General features: G+C 64.3%; 24 protein-coding genes. 14 read left to right on the plus strand and 10 right to left on the minus strand.

Annotated elements, in window-relative coordinates:
• Window positions 1-162 precede the first annotated feature (162 nt).
• From EN990_RS29910 to EN990_RS29935, 5 genes are all read right to left on the minus strand, one after another.
• Window positions 163-1131 (minus strand): GlxA family transcriptional regulator, encoded by a 969-nt coding sequence (locus EN990_RS29910; protein WP_013528701.1) that lies wholly within the window; start codon window positions 1129-1131, stop codon window positions 163-165.
• A 340-nt stretch (window positions 1132-1471) separates the two neighbouring features.
• Entirely contained in the window at window positions 1472-2653 is a 1182-nt protein-coding gene (locus EN990_RS29920) for a PLP-dependent aspartate aminotransferase family protein (protein WP_127388476.1), read from the minus strand.
• Window positions 2650-4089 (minus strand): pyridoxal-phosphate dependent enzyme, encoded by a 1440-nt coding sequence (locus EN990_RS29925; protein ID WP_064992683.1) that lies wholly within the window; start codon window positions 4087-4089, stop codon window positions 2650-2652. The genes EN990_RS29920 and EN990_RS29925 overlap by 4 nt, the downstream gene beginning before the upstream one ends.
• Window positions 4090-4374: 285 nt before the next feature.
• Window positions 4375-5709: an FAD/NAD(P)-binding protein gene (locus tag EN990_RS29930; RefSeq protein WP_127388479.1), complete on the minus strand. Its 1335-nt coding sequence runs from the start codon at window positions 5707-5709 to the stop codon at window positions 4375-4377.
• Window positions 5710-5740: 31 nt separating this feature from the next.
• The gene (locus EN990_RS29935; protein ID WP_013528705.1) at window positions 5741-6211 is read right to left on the minus strand and encodes an Rrf2 family transcriptional regulator; all 471 of its coding nucleotides are present in this window, start codon (window positions 6209-6211) and stop codon (window positions 5741-5743) included.
• A 643-nt stretch (window positions 6212-6854) separates the two neighbouring features.
• On the opposite strand from EN990_RS29935, the gene tauA reads away from it, so the two are divergent.
• From tauA to EN990_RS29975, 8 genes are all read left to right on the plus strand, one after another.
• On the plus strand, window positions 6855-7868 hold the full coding sequence (gene tauA / locus EN990_RS29940) for a taurine ABC transporter substrate-binding protein (RefSeq protein WP_127388477.1): 1014 nt from the start codon (window positions 6855-6857) through the stop codon (window positions 7866-7868).
• A gap of 159 nt (window positions 7869-8027) precedes the next feature.
• A complete protein-coding gene (locus EN990_RS29945; RefSeq protein WP_127370340.1) occupies window positions 8028-8819 on the plus strand; it encodes a taurine ABC transporter ATP-binding protein in 792 nt (263 codons plus the stop codon).
• The gene (locus tag EN990_RS29950; RefSeq protein ID WP_013528708.1) at window positions 8816-9676 is read left to right on the plus strand and encodes an ABC transporter permease subunit; all 861 of its coding nucleotides are present in this window, start codon (window positions 8816-8818) and stop codon (window positions 9674-9676) included. Before EN990_RS29945 ends, EN990_RS29950 begins: the two co-directional genes overlap by 4 nt.
• Before the next feature lie 31 nt (window positions 9677-9707).
• A complete protein-coding gene (locus tag EN990_RS29955) occupies window positions 9708-9893 on the plus strand; it encodes a hypothetical protein (RefSeq protein ID WP_013528709.1) in 186 nt (61 codons plus the stop codon).
• A gap of 242 nt (window positions 9894-10135) precedes the next feature.
• The gene (locus tag EN990_RS29960) at window positions 10136-11089 is read left to right on the plus strand and encodes a sulfonate ABC transporter substrate-binding protein (protein WP_127224153.1); all 954 of its coding nucleotides are present in this window, start codon (window positions 10136-10138) and stop codon (window positions 11087-11089) included.
• A gap of 91 nt (window positions 11090-11180) precedes the next feature.
• The gene (ssuD, locus tag EN990_RS29965) at window positions 11181-12344 is read left to right on the plus strand and encodes an FMNH2-dependent alkanesulfonate monooxygenase (protein ID WP_164766178.1); all 1164 of its coding nucleotides are present in this window, start codon (window positions 11181-11183) and stop codon (window positions 12342-12344) included.
• Window positions 12341-13117: an ABC transporter permease subunit gene (locus EN990_RS29970; RefSeq protein WP_127369420.1), complete on the plus strand. Its 777-nt coding sequence runs from the start codon at window positions 12341-12343 to the stop codon at window positions 13115-13117. The genes ssuD and EN990_RS29970 overlap by 4 nt, the downstream gene beginning before the upstream one ends.
• A 10-nt stretch (window positions 13118-13127) precedes the next feature.
• On the plus strand, window positions 13128-13919 hold the full coding sequence (locus EN990_RS29975) for an ATP-binding cassette domain-containing protein (protein WP_127369421.1): 792 nt from the start codon (window positions 13128-13130) through the stop codon (window positions 13917-13919).
• Window positions 13920-14108: 189 nt separating this feature from the next.
• Here EN990_RS29975 and EN990_RS35620 read toward each other — a convergent pair whose 3' ends face one another.
• Window positions 14109-14294, minus strand: coding sequence for a hypothetical protein (locus EN990_RS35620; RefSeq protein WP_024502222.1), 186 nt, complete (start codon window positions 14292-14294; stop codon window positions 14109-14111).
• A 309-nt stretch (window positions 14295-14603) separates the two neighbouring features.
• Between EN990_RS35620 and EN990_RS29985 the strand changes: the two genes are divergently transcribed.
• From EN990_RS29985 to EN990_RS30005, 4 genes are all read left to right on the plus strand, one after another.
• Complete coding sequence (locus EN990_RS29985) at window positions 14604-14963, plus strand: septal ring lytic transglycosylase RlpA family protein (RefSeq protein WP_013528714.1); 360 nt, start codon at window positions 14604-14606, stop codon at window positions 14961-14963.
• A 231-nt stretch (window positions 14964-15194) separates the two neighbouring features.
• Window positions 15195-16472, plus strand: coding sequence for a polyhydroxyalkanoate depolymerase (locus tag EN990_RS29990; RefSeq protein WP_063169608.1), 1278 nt, complete (start codon window positions 15195-15197; stop codon window positions 16470-16472).
• A 234-nt stretch (window positions 16473-16706) separates the two neighbouring features.
• Window positions 16707-17324, plus strand: coding sequence for a transglutaminase-like cysteine peptidase (locus EN990_RS30000; protein WP_127369423.1), 618 nt, complete (start codon window positions 16707-16709; stop codon window positions 17322-17324).
• A 416-nt stretch (window positions 17325-17740) separates the two neighbouring features.
• Window positions 17741-17908, plus strand: coding sequence for a hypothetical protein (locus tag EN990_RS30005; protein ID WP_245265299.1), 168 nt, complete (start codon window positions 17741-17743; stop codon window positions 17906-17908).
• A gap of 84 nt (window positions 17909-17992) precedes the next feature.
• Here EN990_RS30005 and EN990_RS30010 read toward each other — a convergent pair whose 3' ends face one another.
• The 4 genes from EN990_RS30010 to EN990_RS30025 are packed head-to-tail and all read right to left on the minus strand — an operon-like array spanning window position 17993 to window position 20743.
• Window positions 17993-18361, minus strand: a complete 369-nt coding sequence (locus tag EN990_RS30010; RefSeq protein ID WP_013528719.1) for a helix-turn-helix transcriptional regulator — start codon at window positions 18359-18361, stop codon at window positions 17993-17995.
• Between the two features lie 10 nt (window positions 18362-18371).
• Entirely contained in the window at window positions 18372-18902 is a 531-nt protein-coding gene (locus EN990_RS30015; RefSeq protein ID WP_127385688.1) for a Smr/MutS family protein, read from the minus strand.
• Window positions 18899-20014, minus strand: a complete 1116-nt coding sequence (locus tag EN990_RS30020; protein WP_127370085.1) for a murein transglycosylase A — start codon at window positions 20012-20014, stop codon at window positions 18899-18901. The genes EN990_RS30015 and EN990_RS30020 overlap by 4 nt, the downstream gene beginning before the upstream one ends.
• 21 nt (window positions 20015-20035) lie before the next feature.
• Entirely contained in the window at window positions 20036-20743 is a 708-nt protein-coding gene (locus EN990_RS30025; protein ID WP_013528722.1) for a Tim44/TimA family putative adaptor protein, read from the minus strand.
• Window positions 20744-20960: 217 nt separating this feature from the next.
• On the opposite strand from EN990_RS30025, the gene EN990_RS30030 reads away from it, so the two are divergent.
• Both EN990_RS30030 and secB read left to right on the plus strand, forming a co-directional pair.
• Entirely contained in the window at window positions 20961-21461 is a 501-nt protein-coding gene (locus EN990_RS30030) for an FxsA family protein (RefSeq protein WP_127370086.1), read from the plus strand.
• A gap of 130 nt (window positions 21462-21591) precedes the next feature.
• Window positions 21592-22092 carry a protein-export chaperone SecB gene (secB, locus tag EN990_RS30035; RefSeq protein ID WP_013528724.1) on the plus strand — a complete coding sequence of 167 codons (501 nt, stop codon included), beginning with the start codon at window positions 21592-21594 and terminating at the stop codon, window positions 22090-22092.
• The last annotated feature ends 25 nt before the right edge of the window (window positions 22093-22117 follow it).

Genomic DNA, 22117 nt, shown 5'->3' on the forward strand with positions numbered 1-22117 from the left:
CATCTCCCCCTCAAGGGGGGAGATTGGCAGCTTTGGCCTCATCGCTCTTTTCTTCATCGCTGAAAATTGGCGAAAGCCGTTGTTACATCCGATCTCCCCCCTTGAGGGGGAGATGTCCGGCAGGACAGAGGGGGGCGCTGTCCCGCCATTCCTTTGACTACCCTAATGCCTCCGCGCCAGTTTCGGCGGATGGCCATGCTCCTCGCGAAACGCCCGGGCAAAACTCGACATCGAGGCAAACCCACATGCCAGCGCCACGTCGCGCACGGCGAGCGTCGAATGCGCCAAAAGATCGGCGGCGCGTTTGAGCCTCAGGCGCCGGTAGTAGCCATTGGGCGAGATGGCGAGTTCGGAGCGGAAGGAGCGCTCGAGCTTGTCTGAGGACACGCCGAGCTTCGCGGTCAGCTCGGCCATGCCGAGCCGTTCCTCGACCGCATCCTCCATGATGGCGATGGCCGACAGCACCAGCTCGTTCTGGACCCCAGTGCGCAGGCGCAGCGGCATCATCTTGCGGTCGATGCTGGAGCGCAGCTGGCTGTGCACGAACCATTCGGCGACGCCGGCGGCAAGCTCGGCGCCGTAATCGCGGGTGATGATCTCCAGCATCATGTCGAGGCTGCCGACGCCGCCGGCCGAGGTGAAGCGCTTGCGGTCGATGACATAGAGGTCGCGCCTGAGCTCGATGTTGGGGAAGGCTTCGGTGAAGGCGGCCTGGCTGGTCCAGTGCAAGGTGCAGGCATGGCCGTCGAGCAGGCCGGCGCGCGCCAGGAAGAACGCGGCATCCGCCACCGCCCCGATATGGGCGCCATTGCGCAGGCTCTTGCGGATCCAGTGTGCAGCGTCCTCGGCGACGAGGTGATCGGCATCGCCGCCCGAGCAGACGACGATGCGGTCGACCTTCGGGGCATCCTCGGCGTAAAAGCCCGGCTGGATGACGACGCCGTTCGACGCCTCGACCGCACCTTTCGTGCCGCCGACGATGATCCAGCGATAGCATTCTCTTTTCGCCAGGACATTGGCGGCGCGCAGCGGCTCGATGACCGAGCTGAACGCCATCATCGGAAAACCTGGGAACACCAGCACGGCGAAAGTGAGGGGTTCAGTGGGCTTGGGTGGTTCGCGCGTGGCCATGGGGCGCTACATTTCGGGCAGATGGGGTTCGGGGTCAATTGGCCGGTCCATCATCATGAGACGTCCGCGCGCCGCCCCTTGCCCTTCCTCTCCCCCGTCGATCGGGGGAGAGGTGTCGAGCGAAGCTCGACGGAGTGGGGGTCGACCCTCGCCGCGCGCCTGAGGTCTCTTGCTCGTCAGATTGTGCCTGTCTTGCGGCGACTGCGCGTCTGCGAACGCCTTCCCCCACTCCGTCTCGGCTTCGCCGAGCCACCTCTCCCCCCTCCGGAGGGAAAGGAAAGGAAAGGAGCCAAGGCAGGGCGATGAGGGGCAACGCTGAAGTTGCAAGTTGATTGAGCTTCTAGCCCGCCAGCGCCTGATCCAGATCGGCGATCAGATCATCGCCATCCTCGATCCCCGCCGACAACCTTACCAGCGAATCCGATATGCCGATCTCGGCCCGTTTCTCCGCCGGTATGGAGCCATGCGTCATCAGCGCCGGGTGCTCGATCAGGCTCTCCACACCGCCGAGGCTTTCGGCGAGCGTGAACAATTGCGTGCGTTCGAGGAACTTTTTGGTGCCGGCTAGGTCGCGGTCGAGCACGGCTGTGATCATGCCGCCGAAGGCATGCATCTGCTGGACGGCGACGGCGTGCTGCGGGTGGCTGGCGAGGCCGGGATAGATGACGCGGCGGACGTCGCGGCGCGCTTCCAGCCATTGCGCGATCTTCAGGCCGTTGGCGGAATGGCGCTCCATGCGCAGCGCCAGCGTTTTCAGCCCGCGCAGTGCCAGAAAACTGTCGAACGGGCCCGAAATGGCGCCGATGGCGTTCTGCAGGAATTTCAGCTGGGCGGCCAGATCCTTGTTGTCGCCGACGACGGCCACGCCGCCGACCATATCGGAATGGCCGTTGAGATATTTGGTCGTCGAATGCACGACGATATCGATGCCAAGCTCCAGCGGCCGCTGGATATAGGGGCTGCAGAAGGTGTTGTCGGCGACCGTGAGAATCCCCTTGCGCCTGGCAAGTGCGGCGACGCCTTCGAGGTCGACGATGCGCAGCAGCGGGTTGGTGGGGGTTTCGACCCACAGCATTTTCGTCTCGGGCCGGATCGCGGCCTCGACGGCGGCAAGGTCGGTGAAGTCGACGAACGAGACCTGCAGATTGGCCGAGCGTTTGCGCACCCGCTCCATCAGCCGGAAGGAACCGCCATAGATGTCGTCGGTGGCAACGATATGCGCACCGGAATCGAGCAGCTCCAGCACGGTGGCGATCGCCGCCAGCCCGGACGCGAAGGCGAAGGCGGCCGAGCCGCTTTCGAGGTCGGCCACCGCGCGCTCGAAAGCAAAGCGCGTCGGGTTCTGGCTGCGGGCATATTCAAAGCCCTTGTGCACGCCGGGCGATTGCTGGCCATAGGTCGAGGTGGCGTAGATCGGCACCATTACCGCGCCGGTCAGCGGGTCGTGGCTCTGGCCGCCATGGATGGTGCGCGTCGAAAAAGCCAGTCGGTTCTTGCCGGCTGGCGGGGTGCTGCTGGTCATCGTGCGCGCCTCAGATGGTTGATCAGATCGATGCGGGTAATCAGGCCGACGAATTCGTCGCCGTCGAAGATGATGGCGACCTCGTTGCGGTCGAACACCGGCAGCAGCGCGTCCAGCGTCTGGCTGGCCTGCAGCGTGTGCAGGTTGGAGGTCATGGCCGTGCGCACCGGGCCGTTGAAGCGCTCCCAGCGGCCGTCATAAGGGCCGTCGACCTTGGCCAGTATGTCGCTTTCGTCAACGATGCCGACGAGCTTGCCGTTGTCGAGCACCGGCAGCTGCGAGACATCGGAGCGGCGCATGCGGCCATAGGCATTGAGCAGGCTTTCGTCCGGGCCGACATAGACGGTGTCGCCGGTGCGGTGCGAGCGCATCACCAGGTCGCGCAGATCGCCATGCTGCTCGTGCTCGGCCAGCCCCTGCTCGGCCAGCCAGAAATCGTCGAACACCTTCGACAGATACTTGTTGCCACTGTCGCAGACGAAGGTGACGACGCGTTTGGGCACCGTCTGCTCGCGGCAATAGCGCAGCGCCGCCGACAGCAGCGTGCCCGAGGATGAGCCGGCAAGAATACCTTCCTTGGACAAGAGGTCGCGCACCGCCAGCATGCTCTGCTTGTCGGGGATCGAATAGGCCTTCTTGACCAGCGACAGATCGGCATTGGGCGGCACGAAATCCTCGCCGATGCCTTCCACGGTCCAGCTGCCGGCCTCTTCCATCTTGCCGGTCTTGATCAGCGGCGCCAGCACCGAGCCGACCGGATCGGCCAGCACCATTTCGGTCTTCGGCGACACTTTTGCGAAGTAGCGGCCAAGCCCGGTCAGCGTGCCGCCCGAGCCGACGCCGACCACCACGGCATCCACATCACCGTCGAGCTGCGAAAAGATCTCGGGGCCGGTGGTGGTTTCATGCGCCAGCGGATTGGCCGGGTTGGCGAACTGGTTGGCATAGAAGGCGCCGGGCGTTTCCGCCGCGATCTTCTCGGCCATGTCCTGGTAATATTCGGCATGGCCCTTGCCGACATCGGAGCGCGTCATGCGCACTTCGGCGCCGAGCGCGCGCAGGTGCTGGATCTTTTCGCGCGACATCTTGTCGGGCACGACCAGCACGATGCGGTAGCCCTTGGGGATGCCGACCTGGGCGAGACCAAGCCCGGTGTTGCCGGCGGTCGCCTCGACGATGGTGCCGCCGCGCTTGAGCTTGCCCTGCTTTTCAGCCGCGGCGATCATCGACAGCGCGATGCGGTCCTTGATCGAGCCGCCGGGATTCTGGCTTTCGAGCTTGATGAACAGTCGGCATTTGCCGGTGTCGAACTTGGTCAGCTCGACCACCGGCGTCTGGCCGATCAGGTCGAGCACCGACTTGTAGGGCGGACGCAGGCGGGACAATTCGGCTTCCGAGGGGGCACTGTCCAGTGCGGCGATCTCATGCTCGCTCATATCGATGCTCCATGACCAAGCGACCGCCTCTGGGCAGGGCGGCAGCGTAGCCTCTTTTCCAGCCCTTTGCAGTCGGAAAGAAGATAGATCGTGCCAATCAACCGGCCAGATGCGGAATGAAATTCCGGTTTGTGCCTCAAAGGCTTGGAGGGTGTGTTGAGATTCAGGTCAGGCGAGCCGAAAATGGCAGATTCCGAGAACCGGAGCGGAGCGTACTTTTGGGTACGTGAGCACCGGAAGCACAGGAAGCCGCCATTTGCAGGCCGGCATCATCTACGACACAGCCTAGCCCAGCAGCTGCTTGCTCAGCCTCGCACACTGCACGCGGATATCGGGGATGGCGTCGATCTCGAAGAAGGTGCCGCGCGTCAGCGGGCCGACGGCGAGGATCTTGGCCGAAACGGTTCCGTCGCCGGCGATGATCTCGCATTTGGTCGATACGTCGAGGCCGATGCGCAGCGGATCCGGCCTTGCCAGGCCGCGGTCGACCAGCGAGCGCACGACGCTGTTCGACGAGGTCGAGATGTCCCTCACGATGCCAGAGCAATCGTAGATGCGGGCGACCTCGAAGGTCTCGAGACGCTGCGTGTGACGCGACTGGACCTGGACGGTGAATTCGCCGTTGCGCGCAATGTCGACGACGCGGCCGGCGACCAGGCGGATGCGGCCGGATTGCACGGCCTCGGTGATACGGGCGTAGACCTCGGGCGCCATGCGATGGCGGTGGATGTCCCACCAGGCCTTGGTGTGCTCGACGAAGCGGCGCTTGGCGGAAGGCGGCCAGTTCTGCCAGATCTTCTGGTTGAACGGCCGCAGCCCGTCGACGACGTCACGCCAGTCGATGCCGGCCTTCTGGTTTTCCTTGATCAGGTCGCGGAACCAGCCGACGAAATAGGAGAGCTGCGTGCCGAGCGGAATGTCGGCGACGTCGAGCTTGATCGGATTGCCCTTGCGATGCGGCGAGGGCAGCAGGCCGCGCCTGGACACAGCTATGATGTCGCCGCGATGGCCGCGTTGCTCCAGCGCCAGGAAAGCATCGACCATGCTGAGGCCGGTGCCCAGCACCATGACGCCGGCGCCGGGCGGAAGTGCTGTGTCGGCTTCCGATCCCATCCTGATGGCATGGCCTTGCGCCGGCTCCTCGTCGTGGCCGGTGGCCAGCACGGCGAGATGCGCAACCACGCTGGTGCCGTTGGCCAGCGCCACTTCGACGCCGGAGGCGGTGGGCGTGATCGAGAGGCTTTCCTCGCGGATCAGCCGAAGCCGACCGCTCTGCTTTTCCCGCGCTTCCAGATCGACCAGCAACTCGCCGAGATAGCGGGCATAGATGCTGCGTGGCGCATAGAAGGGCGCCTCCTCAGCCGTTGCCAGGCCGCGTTCCTGAAGCCAGCGCCAGAAATTGCCGGGATCGTCGGCATAGGCGCTCATGCCGGCGGCGCTGACATTCAGTACATGCGCCGACAGCAGCGTCGAATAGGCGATGCCCTGACCGAAATGCGGGCGCCTTTCGATCAGCGTGACGCGCAGGTCGGGATTGGGCGACTTCAGGAGATGCGCGGCCAGCACGACGCCGCTGGCGCCGCCACCGACAATGATGATGGAGTTGGCGCGCCCGGTCATAGGCATGCCTTCGCTCTGCGCAGCGCCAGTGTCAGGCCTGGACCTTCACCGCGACCGGCAGATCGCCGATGCCGACCGACAGGTCGTCGAGAGAGATATCGCGCATTTCGGCGAGGCTGCGCTGATCGAGCACCTCGGCGATCGCCTGCCGGACCTCGAGCATCAGATGTCGGACTTGGCATGTCGCCTCGTTGCAATCTTCACAGCGCTGGTACTGGGTGCGGCTGGCACAGGGGATCGGCGCCAGCGGACCGTCGAGGACGCGCACGACATGGCCGACCTTGATCTCGTCGGCGGGCCGCGCCAGGCGATAGCCGCCATCCTTGCCCTTGCGGCTCTGGACGAAGCCGGCATTGCGCAACTCGCCCAGGATGGCGTCGAGAAATTTCTTCGGGATGTTGTTGCCGGTGGCGACGTCGTTGACGAAGGCGAGCTGCCCGGCCGGCAATCGCGCGAGGTGGACAAGCGCCTTGAGGCCGTACTTACCTTTTTTGGTGAGCATGAGATCAAATTTTCTCTGGCATGCGACGGCATGGAACCATCGGTTGCAAAACGCCTGGCGTGCGTTGCCGCCGCGTCCAAGCCCGCATGACACATAAATTCTAGTGACATGATGTACAAGCCGAGAACTGCTGATTTTGCTTCGTTTTCAAGCCGCGCGGGCCATTTTGACCAGCCTTTGTGCCCACAGGGATACAAAAGCGCACGAGTTTGGGGGCGCGATCATCGCGATATGGTGACTGCTCATCGTCGCCTCCAGTCTCAATGTCGATAAGATTACTATACTTACCCTCGAACACGCGGAATGGGTTGTCAAATCGGCGGTTGTTTGAGGCATGAATTTGCCTGGAAGAGGCCGGAAGCGGGAATTCTAGTTCGCGGTGGGCGTAGGCGGAGCCATCACCGCAGTTCAGGAGGTTAGAGGTCGGTGGGACAGAGGGGGGCGCTGGCCCGCCGGCGTCGAAAGGCCTGCCCTGTGGCGACACTCTGCCCCACCGCAACCACCCTATCCGCCTCACCACCTCACCATCGACAGCTTTTTTCTAACAAGCCCGCCTTGGTTGGAAGGATTTAACTCTACAAGAACCATAGAATTAGCTGACTATTATGAAGCATTCCGGTTTTTCTCTTTTCAGGAGCCCTTCATGTCCATCATTTCGCGACGCATTGTTCTCCTCTCATCAGCGGCACTTGCCGGCGCGGCCTTCCTCGGCCCGGCCCTGGCCGACGACCTCAAGATCACCATCGGCTACCAGACGGTGGTCGAACCCTCGAAAGTGCCGCAGGCCGACGGCGCCTATGAAAAGGCGACTAAGGCCACCATTGATTGGCGCAAATTCGATTCCGGCGCCGATGTCATCGCCGCGGTCGCTTCCGGTTCGGTCGATATCGGCTATGTCGGCTCGAGCCCGCTGGCGGCGGCGGCGAGCCGCGAGTTGCCGATCCAGACCATCTTCATCGTCGGCTTGATCGGCGAATCCGAGGCGCTGGTGGCACGCAACGGCGCCGGCATCGAGAAAATCGCCGATCTCGCCGGCAAGAAGGTCGCCGTGCCGTTCGTCTCGACGACGCATTACAGCCTGCTCGCAGCACTGAAGCATGAGGGCGTCGATCCGAAGTCGGTCGAGATCCTCAATCTCCGGCCTCCGGAAATCGCCGCCGCCTTCTCGCGCGGCGACATCGACGCCGCTTATGTCTGGGATCCGGCGCTCGGCCAGATCAAGACGACGGGCAAGGTGGTGGTGGATTCCTCGCAGGTCGCCGCCTGGGGCGCGCCGACCTTCGACGCCTGGATCGTGCGCACCGACTTCGCCGAAAAGAACCCGGAAGCGGTGCGCGACTTCGTCAAGGTGACGGGCGCGGCATATGCCGAGTTCCTCGCCAAGCCCGAAGCCTGGTCGGTATCGTCGCCGCAGGCGGCCGCGATCGCCAAACTCACCGGCGCCAAGCTGGAAGAAGTGCCGCAGCTGCTCAAGGGCTATGTCTTCCCGACGCTGGAAGAGCAGGCCTCCGACAAATTCCTCGGCGGCGGCACGGTCAAGGCGGTCGAAGCGACATCCACCTTCCTCAAGGAGCAAGGCAAGATCGACGCCGTGCTTCCCGACTATTCGAAATACGTATCGTCGAAATACGTCACCGAGGCGCTCGCCTCGAACTAGTACTCGCTTAACGCAATTCCGGACGGAAAACCGCTTCACACTTTTCCTGGAATTGCTCTGAACGCGCGCGGATCTTTTTCCCTAACGCCGCGTGCTGACTGCCCCGGAACCGCTGACGAGGGCCGGGGCAGTCGGATTTCAACGAACCGCGAGGCATCCATGCCGCATCTCGTGCTCGACCCCCATCTCGTACTGGACAAGGTCTCGATCCACTATGACGGCCAGGCAGCGCCTGCCGTCGAGCGGGTGTCGATCGATGTCGCCAAGGGCGATTTCGTCGTGCTGGTCGGCCGTTCCGGCTGCGGCAAGACCTCGCTGCTCAACGTCGCCGCCGGCCTTATCGCGCCGGCGCGCGGTACGGCTTCAATCAACGGCAAGCCGATCACAGCACCTGGCTCGGACCGGGCGGTGGTGTTCCAGAACGATGCTTTGTTCCCATGGCTGACGGCGCGCGAAAACGTTGCCTTCGCGCTCAGGCTGCGCGGTGTCGCTCCGGCCGAGCGGGCGCGGCGCGCCGATGAGCTGCTGGCGCTGGTGAAGCTCGCCGACGCCGGCGACAAGTGCATCTGGGAGCTTTCCGGCGGTATGCGCCAGCGTGTCGGCCTGGCTCGGGCGCTCGCCGCCGAACCCGAATTCCTGCTGCTCGACGAACCGCTCGGCGCGCTCGATGCGCTGACGCGCGAGCGCATGCAGACGACGCTGCTCGATCTGTGGACGGCAAGCGATGTCGGCGTGCTGATGGTGACGCATGGCATCGAGGAGGCGCTGGTGCTGGCCACCCGCATCGTCGTGCTGGCGCCTGGCCCGGGCCGCGTGGTGCAAACTTTCGAACCCGGCTTCTCCAGGCGCTACGCATCGGGCGAGGCCGTCCGCACCATCAAGGCCGACCCGGCCTTCGCCGCGGCGCGCGGCGAACTAACCGACGCGATCTTCGAAGGAGAGGCGGCATGACCGTTACCTCCTACACCGAGCGGCCGGGACACAAGGTCGACGAGGCCGACGGCCTGTCGGTGCCGTGGTCGCGGTCCAGCCCGAAACGCAAAGGCGTTTCCGCGCGCGCGGTCAGCGTGATGACCATCCTGGTGGTGCTGGCGCTGTGGGCGCTGTCGGCCCGCCTGCAACTGGTGTCGCCAGTGTTCCTGCCCTCGCCGGTTGCGGTGTGGAACAAGTTCATCACCGTCGCCCGCGACGGCTTCGTCGATGCGACGCTGCTGCAGCATGCGATCGCCAGCCTGGGCCGGGTTTTCGCCGCGCTGGTCGCCGCCATCCTCGTCGGCGTGCCGGTTGGGCTCGCCATCGGCATCAGCACGATCGGGCGCGGCATCTTCGATCCGCTGCTTGAGTTCCTGCGGCCGATCCCGCCGCTCGCCTACCTGCCGCTGGTCGTCATCTGGTTCGGCATCGGCGAACCGTCGAAGATCCTGGTGATCACTATTTCCATGCTGGCGCCGGTGGCATTGTCGACCGCGTCCGGCGTTCGCGGCGTTTCGCAGGAACGCATCAATGCGGCGCGCTCACTGGGTGCTACTCAGCGCCAAGTGGTCCGCCATGTCATCCTGCCGAGCGCACTGCCGGCGATCCTGACCGGCCTGCGCATCGCGCTCGGCGCCGGCTGGTCGACGCTGGTCGCCGCCGAACTGGTGGCGGCGACGCGCGGGCTTGGTTTCATGATCCAGTCGGCCGCCCAGTTCCTCGTCACCGACGTGGTGGTGATGGGCATATTGGTGATCGCGGCCATTGCCTTCGTGCTGGAATTCACCCTCCGCAGGATCGAGCGCGTGCTCGTCCCGTGGGCGGGACGCGAATGATTGGGAACCAGAAGAGCAGGAGAGAATGCCGATGACCCATTCCACCGCCGTGCTGTTCGCCCAAGCCGGCAATTGGCTTCTCGCCTGGACCAGGGAAAGCCAGCCGCTTGAACAGCAACCGAAATCGCCAACGCCGGTCCGCTGGGACGCCGAGCGCGACCGCCTGCCGCCACGCGACGAGAGTTTTTACTGGGCCTGGCAGTACTGGTCGCAGTGAGGGGATTGGCGATTGGCACTAGCCCCCGCGTCTTCGTCATCCTAGGGCGGAGCAAGGAGCGAAGCGACGCAGCGCAGACCCCAGGATGGCGAATTCCAGGTAGCCAAAGAAGATAATTCCCATTCTCCCCTCTAACTCGCAAAATCATTCCTCTACTAAATTTATAGAATTACCTAGCCTCATCCATCTTCCAACCGGCGAGGCCATTTCCGGCGCCGATCCGCAGCGAAGGAGAGGGATCAATGTTCAATCTAACGAGACGTGTTTTCGGCATCGGCCTGCTGGCGGCGACGGTTGCCGTGTCGTCCGGCGCCACGGCGCAGGAGCTGAAGCAGTTCAGCATCGGCTATCAGAAGACCGGCCTGCCGGTGATCGCCAGGCAGCAGCAGGTGATCGAGAAGGCACTTGAAGACAAGGGCGTGACGGTCAAGTGGGTCGAGTTCACCGCCGGTCCGCCGCTGGTCGAGGCGCTCAATGTCGGCGCCATCGATGTCGGCTGGACCGGCGACGCGCCGCCGATCTTCGGCCAGTCGGCCGGTGCCAACATCGTCTATGCCGCAGCGCTGCCGTCGAATGGCGAGGGCGAGGCGATCTTCGTCAAGCCGGCGTCGCCGATCCAGTCGGTCGCCGATCTCAAGGGCAAGCGCGTCGGTGTCGGCAAGGGCACCAGCGCGCACAATCTGCTCGTCGCCGCGCTGGAGAAGGCCGGCATCCCGTTCGACCAGATCACGCCGGTCTATCTCAGCCCGGCGGATGCGGCCGCAGCCTTTGCCAGCGACCAGATCGATGCCTGGACCGTCTGGGATCCGTTCTTCGCCATCGCCGAAACCCGCTACCAGCCGCGTGTGCTGGCCCGCTCCAGCGAGGTGCTGAAGGTCAACACCTATTTCCTCGCCAACAAGGACTTCGCCAAGGCGCATCCCGAAACCGTCACCACAACGATATCAGCCTTGGGCGAGGCGGCGAAATGGGCCGACCAGAACCGCGACAAGGTGGCCGCGGCGCTGCATGAGGTGACCGGCGTGCCGCTCGACGCGCAGATCATCGCCGCCAACCGCACCAAATTCGGCGTCTTCCCGATCACCGACGAGATCATCGCCGGCCAGCAGGCGACCGCAGACCGCTTCTTCAAGCTCGGGCTGATCCCGAACGCGGTCCGCATCTCCGACGCGGTGTGGACGGCACCCGGCAACTGACTTGTCCCCTGACGGCGCCGGGTGAGAACGCCCGGCGCCATTTGCGTTCGCACCCATATCTCCAGGAGATCCGCCCGTGACTGTGCCAGACATGACCGCGCCTGCCAGCACCGCACCGCTCGATTTCTTCTGGTTCATCCCGACGCATGGCGACGGCTCCTATCTCGGTTCCGAGGAGCAGCAGCGGCCGCCCGAATTCGGCTACTTCAAGGAGATCGCGCAGGCGGTCGACCGGCTCGGCTTTCCCGGCGTGCTGTTGCCGACCGGCCAGAATTGCGAGGATTCCTGGATCACCGCGACGGGCCTCGCGACACTCACCGAAAAACTGAAGTTCCTGGTCGCGCTGCGGCCGGGCGTGACGCTGCCGACTTTCGCCGCACGCCAGACCGCCGCCCTCGATCGCTTGAGCAATGGCCGCCTGCTGCTCAATGTCGTGGTCGGCGGCAACCCGACCGAGCTCGCCGGCGACGGCGTCTTCCTGCCGCATGACGAGCGCTATGCCCAGGCGCATGAATTCCTGACCATCTGGCGCGGCCTGGTGTCCGGCGAGCGGGTCAATTTCAACGGCAAATATTACCGCGTCGAAAATGGCCGCCTCGACCTTCTGCCGCACCAGGAACGGCCGCCGCTCTATTTCGGCGGATCGTCGGATGCGGGCCAGGACCTCGCCGCAGACCTCGTCGACATGTATCTGACCTGGGGCGAACCGCCGGCGCAGGTGGCCGAGAAGCTGGCCGCGGCGCGCGCAAAGGCGGCGCGGCGCGGCAGAAAACTGCGCTTCGGCATCCGGCTGCATTTTATCGTGCGCGAGACCGAGGACGAAGCCTGGCGCGCCGCCGACCGGCTGATCAGCCATGTCACCGACGCCCAGATCGAAAACGCGCAGGCGCGCTTCCTCAACCAGATGGATTCGGTCGGCCAGCGCCGCATGGCGGAGCTGCATGGCGGCCGCCGTGACAGGCTGCTCGTGTCGCCCAATCTGTGGGCCGGCGTCGGGCTGGTGCGCGGCGGCGCCGGCACGGCGCTGGTCGGCACGCCGGAACAGATCGCCGGGCGCATCCGCGAATACCAGGCGATCGGCATCGATACCATCATCGGCTCGGGCTATCCGCATCTCGAGGAGGCCTACCGCGTCGCCGAGCTTCTGTTTCCGAAACTCGGGCTCGGCACCAGGCGGCAGCGGGCGCATGAGAACATCGCCAACGAATTCTCGGTCGGCTTCCATGGCGCCAACCGCCTGCAGGCTTCGTCATGAGCTTTTCCACGCGCCTGCATAGCAACGCCACCGGCTGGCTGCTGCCGGCGCTGATCATTGCCGGCTGGGAGATTGCCAGCCGCGCCGGCGTCATGCCGGCCAACGTGCTGCCGGCGCCCAGCGCGGTCGCCGAGGCCTTCTGGCGGCTGACGCTGTCGGGCGAACTGATCCGCAACATCGGCGTCTCGACCGCGCGCGCCCTTGCCGGCTTTGCCGTCGGCGGTTCGATCGGTTTTGCGCTCGGCCTTGCCAACGGGCTATCGACGCTCAGCCGCGGCCTGACCGACACGACGCTGCAGATGATCCGCAACATTCCGCATCTGGCGCTGATCCCGCTGGTCATCCTGTGGTTCGGCATCGACGAGGAAGCCAAGCTGTTCCTGGTGGCGCTCGGCGTGTTCTTTCCGATCTACGTCAACACGCTGCTCGGCATCCAGAGCGTCGACCCACAGCTGGTCGAGATGGGCCGCGTCTACGGCATGGACCGTCGCACGCTATTCTCCCGCGTCATCCTGCCCGGCGCGCTGCCGTCGATCTTCGTCGGCCTGCGCTATGCCCTGGGCATCATGTGGCTGACGCTGATCGTCGCCGAAACCATCTCGGCCAGTTCGGGCCTCGGCTACATGGCCATGCAGGCGCGCGAATTCCTGCTGATCGATGTCGTCGTGCTGTCGATCCTGATCTACGCGCTGCTCGGCAAGCTCGCCGACAGCCTCGCCCGCCTGCTTGAGCGGCTGTCGCTTGGCTGGCATCCGGCCTTCCAGAACGGATGAGAGATTGCCCATGACCGCCGCCAGCCTGACCGCAGCCCGTTCCTTCGTCGCCACGCCGGTGCGGCCGATCGGCTCCGTCGAAGGACAGCGGGCCTTTGCCTTCAGGCATGCCGGCAAGCGCTTCGGCGACAAGACCGTGCTCGACGGCATCGACCTGGACGTGCCGGCCGGGCAGTTCCTTGCCGTCATCGGCAAGAGCGGCTGCGGCAAGAGCACGCTGTTGCGGCTTCTGGCCGGGCTCGACCGGCCGACATCGGGATCGCTGTCCTTCGGCGTCGAAGAGGAAGGACACAGCCGCACGCGCTTCATGTTCCAGGAGCCACGGCTCCTGCCCTGGGCCAGCGTGGTGAAAAACGTCGAGGTCGGGCTGACCGGCATCGCCACCGATAGCGAAGCGAGGCACCGCGCGCTCGACATCCTCGGCGAGGTCGGGCTTGCCGACCGGGCCGACGAATGGCCTTCGGTGCTGTCCGGAGGTCAGAAGCAGCGCGTGGCGCTGGCCCGCGCGCTGGTCGGCCACCCGCAGATCCTGGCTCTCGACGAGCCGCTCGGCGCACTCGACGCCCTGACCCGCATCGAGATGCAGCAGCTTCTGGAACGCATCTGGATCGCGCAGAAGTTCACGGCCGTGCTGGTCACGCATGATGTCGCCGAAGCGGTCGCGCTCGCCGACCGGGTCGTGGTGATCAGTGAAGGCCGGGTCGCGCTCGATCTGGATGTGCCCGTGGAACGGCCGCGCCGGCGCGGTTCGGTGGAGCTGGCCCGGCTGGAGGGCAAGATTCTGGATCGGCTGTTCGGGTAGGGCTGTCGGGGGCAGGGCCCTGGAGGACCGCCTTCCCCCACTCCGTCGCTGCTTCGCAGCGCCACCTCTCCCCCTCCGGAGGGAGAGGAAGGGAGCCAACCTTGCGTAAGCTCGCACCCTTCCTCTACCCCGTCGATCGGGGGAGAGGTGGCCCGAAGGGCCGGAGTGGGGGTCGACCTTTCATCAAGCTCACCCGCTTGACCGGTTCGCCCACACCAACCCGATCAGCCCGACCAGCATGGTGACGACGCCGATATAGAGCCATTGCGACTGGCCGGTCATGAAGCTGCCGCCGACAACGCCGATGCCTTGCAGCGACCACAGCGCGCCGACGGCAAGCACAATCAACGCCAGCAGATTTTTGGTCAGCCTCATTGCCGGATCTCCCTTTTGAAGTCGATTGGTTACAGCATCGGGACCGCGATAAAAGAGCCAAAGGAAGTGGCCCGGCCGCGCCGAGCTCTACTTGGATATTAATGTTCGATCTTGTCAAACGGATGCCCGATAGCAACACAAAGATCATCGTTGATTGACCATCGCGTGCCGGAAAATCCCTGACAGACTGTTACCCAGCGACTCCAAACGTGTGCCATTGCCACGGAACCGCCAGATCACTGCCGCATTTCCCGCCTTATTTGGCACCTAACGGCTGGGGTCTGTCAAAAACGGAGCCATCCCCCAAATATGAAGAACCCAAAACAGACCGCGATTGTCGCGGTAACGATCGCTGCTGGCCTGATGGTCGGCGCTTCTTCGGCGACCGCCGCCGCCCAGTGCGGCCGCGCCTCGTGGTACGCGCTGCACTCCAGAACCGCCTCGGGCGAGCGCATGAACCCGTCGGCGATGACCGCCGCGCATCGCACCTTGCCTTTCGGCACCAAGCTCAGGGTGACCAACAAGAACAACGGCCGCAGCGTCGTCGTGCGCATCAACGATCGCGGTCCGTTCATCAAGGGACGCGTGCTCGACCTGTCGAAGGGCGCGGCCGGCCAGCTCGGCTTCATCGGCTCCGGCCACACTTCCGTGTGCATGGCGCGCGTCTAGAGCTTCCTGTGTCCGGCAAGGGCCGGACACACTACCTACACATTTCGCAGCCGCACACTGAGCCGGCTGGCGCCGTTCGGCCCCGATTTCCATGGCCTTGAACCAAAGAAGCATTGGTCACGCAGCGTGACGTATTGCATCGCAGCAATTAGTTGTTAACTTCCCCGCGAGACATTTAGGCTCGGCGCTGCTCGTCGTCCCTTCGGTCGCAGGCAGCAGCGGGGTTTCTCGATGTTCTACCAGCTCTATGAGATGAACCACGCCGCCCTGCAGCCGGCGCGCCTCTATGCCGACGCGGTGCGGATGTTCTACTCCAATCCGCTCAATCCGTTTTCCCACACGCAATGGGGCCGTTCGATCGCGGCGACGGCCGAACTGTTCGAGCGCACCACGCGCCGCTACGGCAAGCCGGCCTTCGGCCTGAGCAAGACCGTGGTCGACTGGAAGAGCGTCGAGGTCGCCGAGAAGACCGTCTGGTCGAAGCCGTTCTGCAATCTCGTGCGCTTCGAGCGCGCTGTCCCCGCCGGGCGCAAGCCCGATCCGAAGCTTCTGATCGTGGCGCCGATGTCTGGCCATTATGCGACGCTGCTGCGCGGCACGGTGGAAGCGATGCTGCCCTATGCCGACGTGCACATCACCGACTGGGTCGATGCCCGCATGGTGCCGCTTGCCGACGGCCAATTCGATCTCGACGACTACATCGACTATGTCATCGACATGCTGCACACGCTGGGGCCGGACACGCATGTGATGGCGGTGTGCCAGCCTTCCGTGCCGGTGCTGGCCGCCGTGGCGCTGATGGAATCCAAGGGCGACCCGTTCGTGCCCTCGACGATGACCTTGATGGGCGGGCCTATCGACACGCGCAGCAACCCGACCGCGGTCAATCTGCTGGCGCAGGAAAAGGGCATCGACTGGTTCCGCGACAATGTCGTGATGCATGCGCCGTGGCCGGTGCCAGGCTTCGGCCGCGAGGTCTATCCAGGCTTCCTGCAGCTGTCCGGCTTCATGAGCATGAACCTCGATCGCCATATCATCGCCCACAAGGACTTCTTCATGCATCTGGTGAAGCATGATGGCGACAATGCCGAGAAGCACCGCGATTTCTACGACGAGTATCTGGCGGTCATGGACCTGACGGCTGAATTCTACCTGCAGACCGTCGACACCGTCTTCGTGCGGCAGGCCTTGCCAAAGGGCGAGATGACGCATCGCGGCACCAGGATCGATCCATCGGCGATCCGTAACGTCGCGCTGTTCACGGTCGAAGGCGAGAACGACGACATATCAGGCCTTGGCCAGACCAAGGCGGCGCATGATCTTTGCCCCAATATCCCGGCTGAGCGGCACGCCCATTACATGCAGCCGGCGGTCGGCCATTACGGCGTGTTCAACGGTTCGCGCTTCCGCTCCGAAATCGTGCCGCGCATCGTCGACTTCATCACCAGCTACGGCCGCCAGGAGCGTGTCGCGGCGAAGCCGAAGCTGGTCCGCGCCGCCAAGAGATAATGCACGTCGTCCAAAATTGCGGGTTTTGGGACGATGACATGCATAAAACCAAGCTTAACGGCGATAAACCGTGCGATTGACCGGTAAAAGCCGGCCGGCTGGCTGATTCTGTTGCACAAGTGCCGCTGTCCAGCCCCTCGGGTAACCATGCCGACAATCCGACCGTCGTCGTAATTGACACGGACTGTAAATCCCCCTTAACCTTTCGTTAATAACAAAGGGTGAGCGGGGACAATGATTTCCTCATCGATGGCGCGACGGCTGCGCGTGTATGTGGCGGCCGGGCTGGCAATGACGGCGGGCTGGGTGGCACCGGCCTTGGCGGGTGGAGCGATGGCGACCGGGGGGCTCACCTCGCAGCCGATCGGCCACTATGATTTCTGCAAGCTGCATCCGGGCGAGTGCTCGATCCGCCCGACCAATCTGGCGCCGGCTCAGATGACCGACGCGCTGATGCGCAAGCTTCTCAATGTCACCGCCAGGGTCAACGCCGCCGTCAAGCCGATGAGCGACATGGACATCTACGGCAAGGACGAGGTCTGGGCTTATCCCGACAAGGGCGTCGGCGATTGCGAGGACTATGTGCTGGAAAAGCGGCGCCAGCTTTCGCGCATGAGCATCTCGCTTGCCGATCTTCTGATCACCGTCGTGCGCAAGCCCGACGGCGAGGGCCACGCCGTGCTGACGGTGCGCACCGACGAGGGCGACTATGTGCTCGACAATCTGACCGACAAGGTCAAGCCATGGGACGCGACCGGCTACCGCTTCCTCAAGCGGCAGGCGATCGACAACACCGGCCGCTGGGTCTCGATCCGCGGTGGCCAGCAAGTTCTGGTCGGCGCGGTTCAGTAGGCACCAGCAACGGCGGCTTCCCTAGGGGCGGCATCCAACGCTTCGTCATCCCAGGGCGGAGCAGGAGCGAAGCTCCGTCGCGAAGACCCTGGGATCCATGCCGTGATGCCGATGAAGAACGCTGCGGCGCAGGAACAGGCGCCTGCAATCGTCATACCGTCATCACCAGATCTTTTGCCCCGTCGCGACGCTCGCAACTCGCGGCATGGATCCTCGGGTCTGCGCGCCCGCTCCGCCCGTGGATGACGAAATCGATGGGCCCTCCGCCAGAATTCGCATTTCTCCGTGAACCATTTCGCTCCGGCCAGCGACACACAGCCGTGAACCGAAACCAACCATGGAGACTTCAGATGACTGCTTTTCTGCGAAACACCCTTCTTGCCGCTATCGCGGTGTCGAGCATGGCCGGATCCGCCATGGCCGATCAGACCACCAGCTGTGCCAAAACCAACCTCAACGACCTCTGGGCCGGCCGCTGTTGCGGTGATGCCGGGGCGTCGGACTGCCTGGGCGGCGGAAACAATGGCCACGACCACGGCGATCATGGCCGGGGTGGAAATGGCGGCACCGCCGGCAAGAAATGATCTCACCACTTTGCCCGCCGGCGGGCCGCCGGCGGGCAGTTTCCTCGTGAGGCAGGCGAACTTGTACCGGCGCGGACCGTCAGGCTACGGCCGCTGGTTCAACGCCGCGCGGATCGATGCGGTGATGCGGCGAAGCTCGGTTTCGTCGAGTTTCTCGATGTTTTCCGCCAGCAGATTGGCGAGCTCGGTGGCGGCGGGGGAAAGACCCGACGTGTCGAGTTTTACACGCGGGTGCGAGGCCTCGGCCAGCCGCGCCAGTTCCTCGGCATCGTCCCAGATGATGTTGAAATAGCCGATGATCTTCTGGATCAGCGTCCAGGTCGGGGCGCCTCGCCTGCCATGTTCGAGCGCCGACAGATAGGCGGCGCTGACGCCGATCGCCGCCGCCATGTCCTTCTGGCGGACACCGCGTTCGCTTCTCAGCGTCCGCAGCTTCTCGCCGAACGGGGTCATGCGCCCGTCCTCATGAACGGACCCGCCGCAGGCGGATATAGAGCGCACCCGAACCGCCATGATTGCGGGCGGCATGATCGTGGCTGGAGACGAGCGGCCGGAAGGCAGGCGTCGACAGCCAGGCCGGCACGGCGCGCCGCAACACGCCATCGCCGCCGGAGGACGAGCCCTTGCCGGTGATGACCAGGACATAGCGGACGCCGCCGGCATGCGCCCGGTGCAGGAACGAGAACAGCAGCGAGTAGGCTTCGTCCTGCGTCATGCCGTGCAGATCGACGCGGCCCTCGATCGGCAGCCGGCCCTTCGACAATTTGTCCAGCGTCGGTTCGTCGAGGCGGTGCGTGACATGCTGCGCCTTCGGCTTCGCGATCCCTGCGACATTGGCGACGGGCTGGGCGGGCTGCGACTGGCTTGGCTTGGCCTCGGCAGGAATTTCGGGGATGTCGGCGGCAAATTTCCCCTTCAGCGGCTTGGCCGTGCGCGCCACCAGGTTCCACAGAACCCGGTCGTCCTCGCTGAGCTTGTCCGGGCGCCGGGTCATCGGACCGCACCCGCAATGAGCGCGCGCGGCACCAGCGCATAAAAATCCGCGGCATTGCGGACCACGCCGGCGATCTCGCCCGCGGCATCGCCCGAACCGGCGAACAGGTCGCCCCGCGCCGGCCCGGTGATGGCGGAGCCAGTGTCCTGCGCGATCATCAGGCGGCGGAATGGTTTTGCGTCGAAGGCGGCGAGCGTCGGCGCGTCGATGTAAAAGGGCGTGCCGAATGTGTGCAGCAGGCGGTCGACGGCGATCGAGCGGCCCGGCGTCAGCGGCACCTTGGCGGCGGCGATCGGACCAAGGGCAACGTCCTCGACATCGGCCGGGCGGAAGAAAATGTAGGAGCGGTTCTGCCACAGGATCTCGTCGACGCGGTCCGGATGCGCCTTGAACCATGCGCGGATCGATTGCATCGTCACTTCCGCCAGCGGGATCTCGCCAATCTCGCTCAGGACCTTGCCTGGTCCGGTGAAGCGTTGGCCGGATTTGGCGGCATAGGTGACGCGGGCAAGCCGGCCGTCGGTCATGGCGAGGCGTGCGGCACCTTGCACGTGAATGAAGAAGGCATCGACCTTGTCGGCCAACCAGGCGATTTCCAGGCCCTTGCCATCAAGCGCGCCGCGCTCGATCTCGCCACGGTCATGATATTCGACCGGCCCGTTCCGCGTCTGGCGCGCGAAAGCGAGATAGGGGTCCAGGCCCGGCGGCCGGTTTGCGTCATCGATATCGACGAGATCGGCCGGGCGCGACAGCAGCGGCACCGAAAACCGGTCCGTGCGCACCGGTGACGCCTCGACTTGCGGTTCATAGAAACCGGTGACGAGCCCATTTTCCGCAGGGATAAGCGCCGGCACAAAATGGTGCTCGAAGAAGGCGCGGGCGTTCCCGCGGGTCAAAACCGGCGACCGATTCGCCGGCGAAACGGTCCGGGCCTCGGTGTAGGCATCCGCAAAGGCGTCGAAGTCGACGCCGAGCGCGCCGCTGCGATAGGGTTTGGTCAGGACATGGAAGGCCGAGCGCCGAAAGGCGGCGAAGGCCGCCGAATGGTCGTCATCGTTCCAGCCGGGCAGATCGCCGAAGGCTTTCTCGACAAAAAGAGGCGATAGCGACACCGGAGCCTCGCCGCGTATTTCCTAGTCTTCTTCCTCGGTGGCGACGAGCTTCCAGTTCGGATCGCGCGAGCGCGTGTCACGGGCGAAGGTCCAGACATCCTTGACCTCGGCCACGGTTTCCGGGTCGCCGTCGATGACGGCACCGGCCTTGTCGCGGGTCGCCGAAATCAGCTCGCTGATGATGCGCAGCGTGACATGCGCCTCGCCGCCCTTCATCTCGGCCGAGACGATATCGGCCTTGTCGATGCCGACGAAGGAGGACTGGATCTTTTCCGCCTTGGCCTCGCGCTCGCCGATAGCGGCGACAAAACCGTCATAGACCTCGCGCGACAACAGGTTCTTCAGCGTTTTGCGATCGCCGTCGGCATAGGCCATGACGATCATCTCGTAAGCCATCTTGGCGCCGTCGACGAAACCCTTCGGCTCGAAGGACGGATCATTGTCCTTGATCGTGCGCAGGCCCTTGTTGAGGTCGGTATCGGGCTTGGCGAAAGCGTCGATCGCGGCATAGGCGTCGGGAGCCGGCTCGCCTGGCGGACGCTTGCGCGGCAGCGAGACGACGTTTTCGGATTTCTGGGCGGCATCCTTGTCGCCGGTGCGAGCCGCCGAATACGGATCGAAGGGCGGCCGTTCGCTGCCGGTGCGGCGGCCCAGCACATTGCGCAGCTGGAAAAAGATGACCACCGCCGCAATCAGGAAGAAAATCGTGCCGAAGTCGAAGAATCCCATATCTTCCGCCAATCAATCCCTGCCCTGTGGCCGGACCGTCAGGCCCAATGGCCGCGGTCGCATAGCGTTCAACATTCAAAGCATATAGAACGCAAGGCGCAATCATTCAAATCAAAGGCAGGCATACCTATCTAACAGCCTCGGTGCCAGCGGCGATTGCCAGTTGGCGGCCAAAACAATCAAAACGGTCATAACGATCGAAAAAGGTTGGCAAGACTTGCGCATTTCGTTGCTTCCCTTCTTTCTCTTTGCACTGCCGCTGCTGGAAATTGCCGGTTTCGTCATCGTCGGCCGCGAGGTCGGCGCGCTGGCGACGGTAGGCCTCGTGCTGGCCTCGAGCATCGCCGGCGTGCTTTTGCTCCGATACCAGGGTTTTGGTGTCATGGCCCGCATCCGCACCGAGATGGCGGCCGGCCAGAACCCCAGCCGCCACCTTGCGCACGGCGCCATGATCGTGGTTGCGGCGATCCTCCTGATCATCCCCGGCTTCATCACCGACATCATCGGCCTGCTGCTGTTTCTGCCGCCGTTGCGCGACTTTGCCTGGAGCCGGTTCAAGGGCCGCATTGTCGTCGCTACCGATTTCTCGACCGGCGGTTTTCGTGGCCGCCAGCGCGACAGGGTCATCGACCTCGAAGACGGCGACTATTCGCGCGAGGACGATCTGAAGCGCGGCCCGGATCACAACTCGCCGTGGCGCCGCCTGAAGGACGATTAACGCGCCGTCCCATCTCCATGCCGCAGCCGGGAAGCAAGGCGGCAAACCTTGTCTTGTCATCCCCGCCATGGTAGCGAACGCCCGATTTCAATTCGGTCAGCGACGCTGCCCAGGCAAGAGGACAAGGCTTATGGCCAGCAAAGATGACGCGCCGGTCGGCGCAGCCAACGGAAACGGCAATGCGGCGCAGCCGTCGCTCAACGTTCTGGCGCAATATGTGAAGGACCTGTCCTTCGAAAGCCCCGGCGCGCCGAATTCGCTGCGCGGCCGCGACAAGGCGCCGGGCATCGCCATCAATGTCAACGTCAACGCCAACCCGCTCTCCGACAAGCAGTTCGACGTCAATCTGACGCTCAACGCCAAGGCGTCCTTCGACCAGGAAGTGCTGTTCAATGTCGAGCTGGTCTATGGCGGCGTGTTCGCCATCGCAGGCTTTCCGCAGGAACACATGCTGCCGATCCTGTTCATCGAATGCCCGCGTCTTTTGTTCCCGTTCGCCCGCCAGATCATCGCCGAGGCAACCCGCAATGGCGGCTTCCCGCCGCTGATGCTCGACCCGATCGACTTCGCGCAGATGTTCCAGCAGAAGCTGGCGGAGGACCAGGCGTCGTCGAAGGTCCAGGTGAGCTGAGGGCTGCCTGCCACGGATTGTGAAA

It is taken from the genome of Mesorhizobium sp. M7A.F.Ca.US.005.03.1.1 (assembly GCF_003997975.1).
GTDB lineage: Bacteria > Pseudomonadota > Alphaproteobacteria > Rhizobiales > Rhizobiaceae > Mesorhizobium > Mesorhizobium ciceri.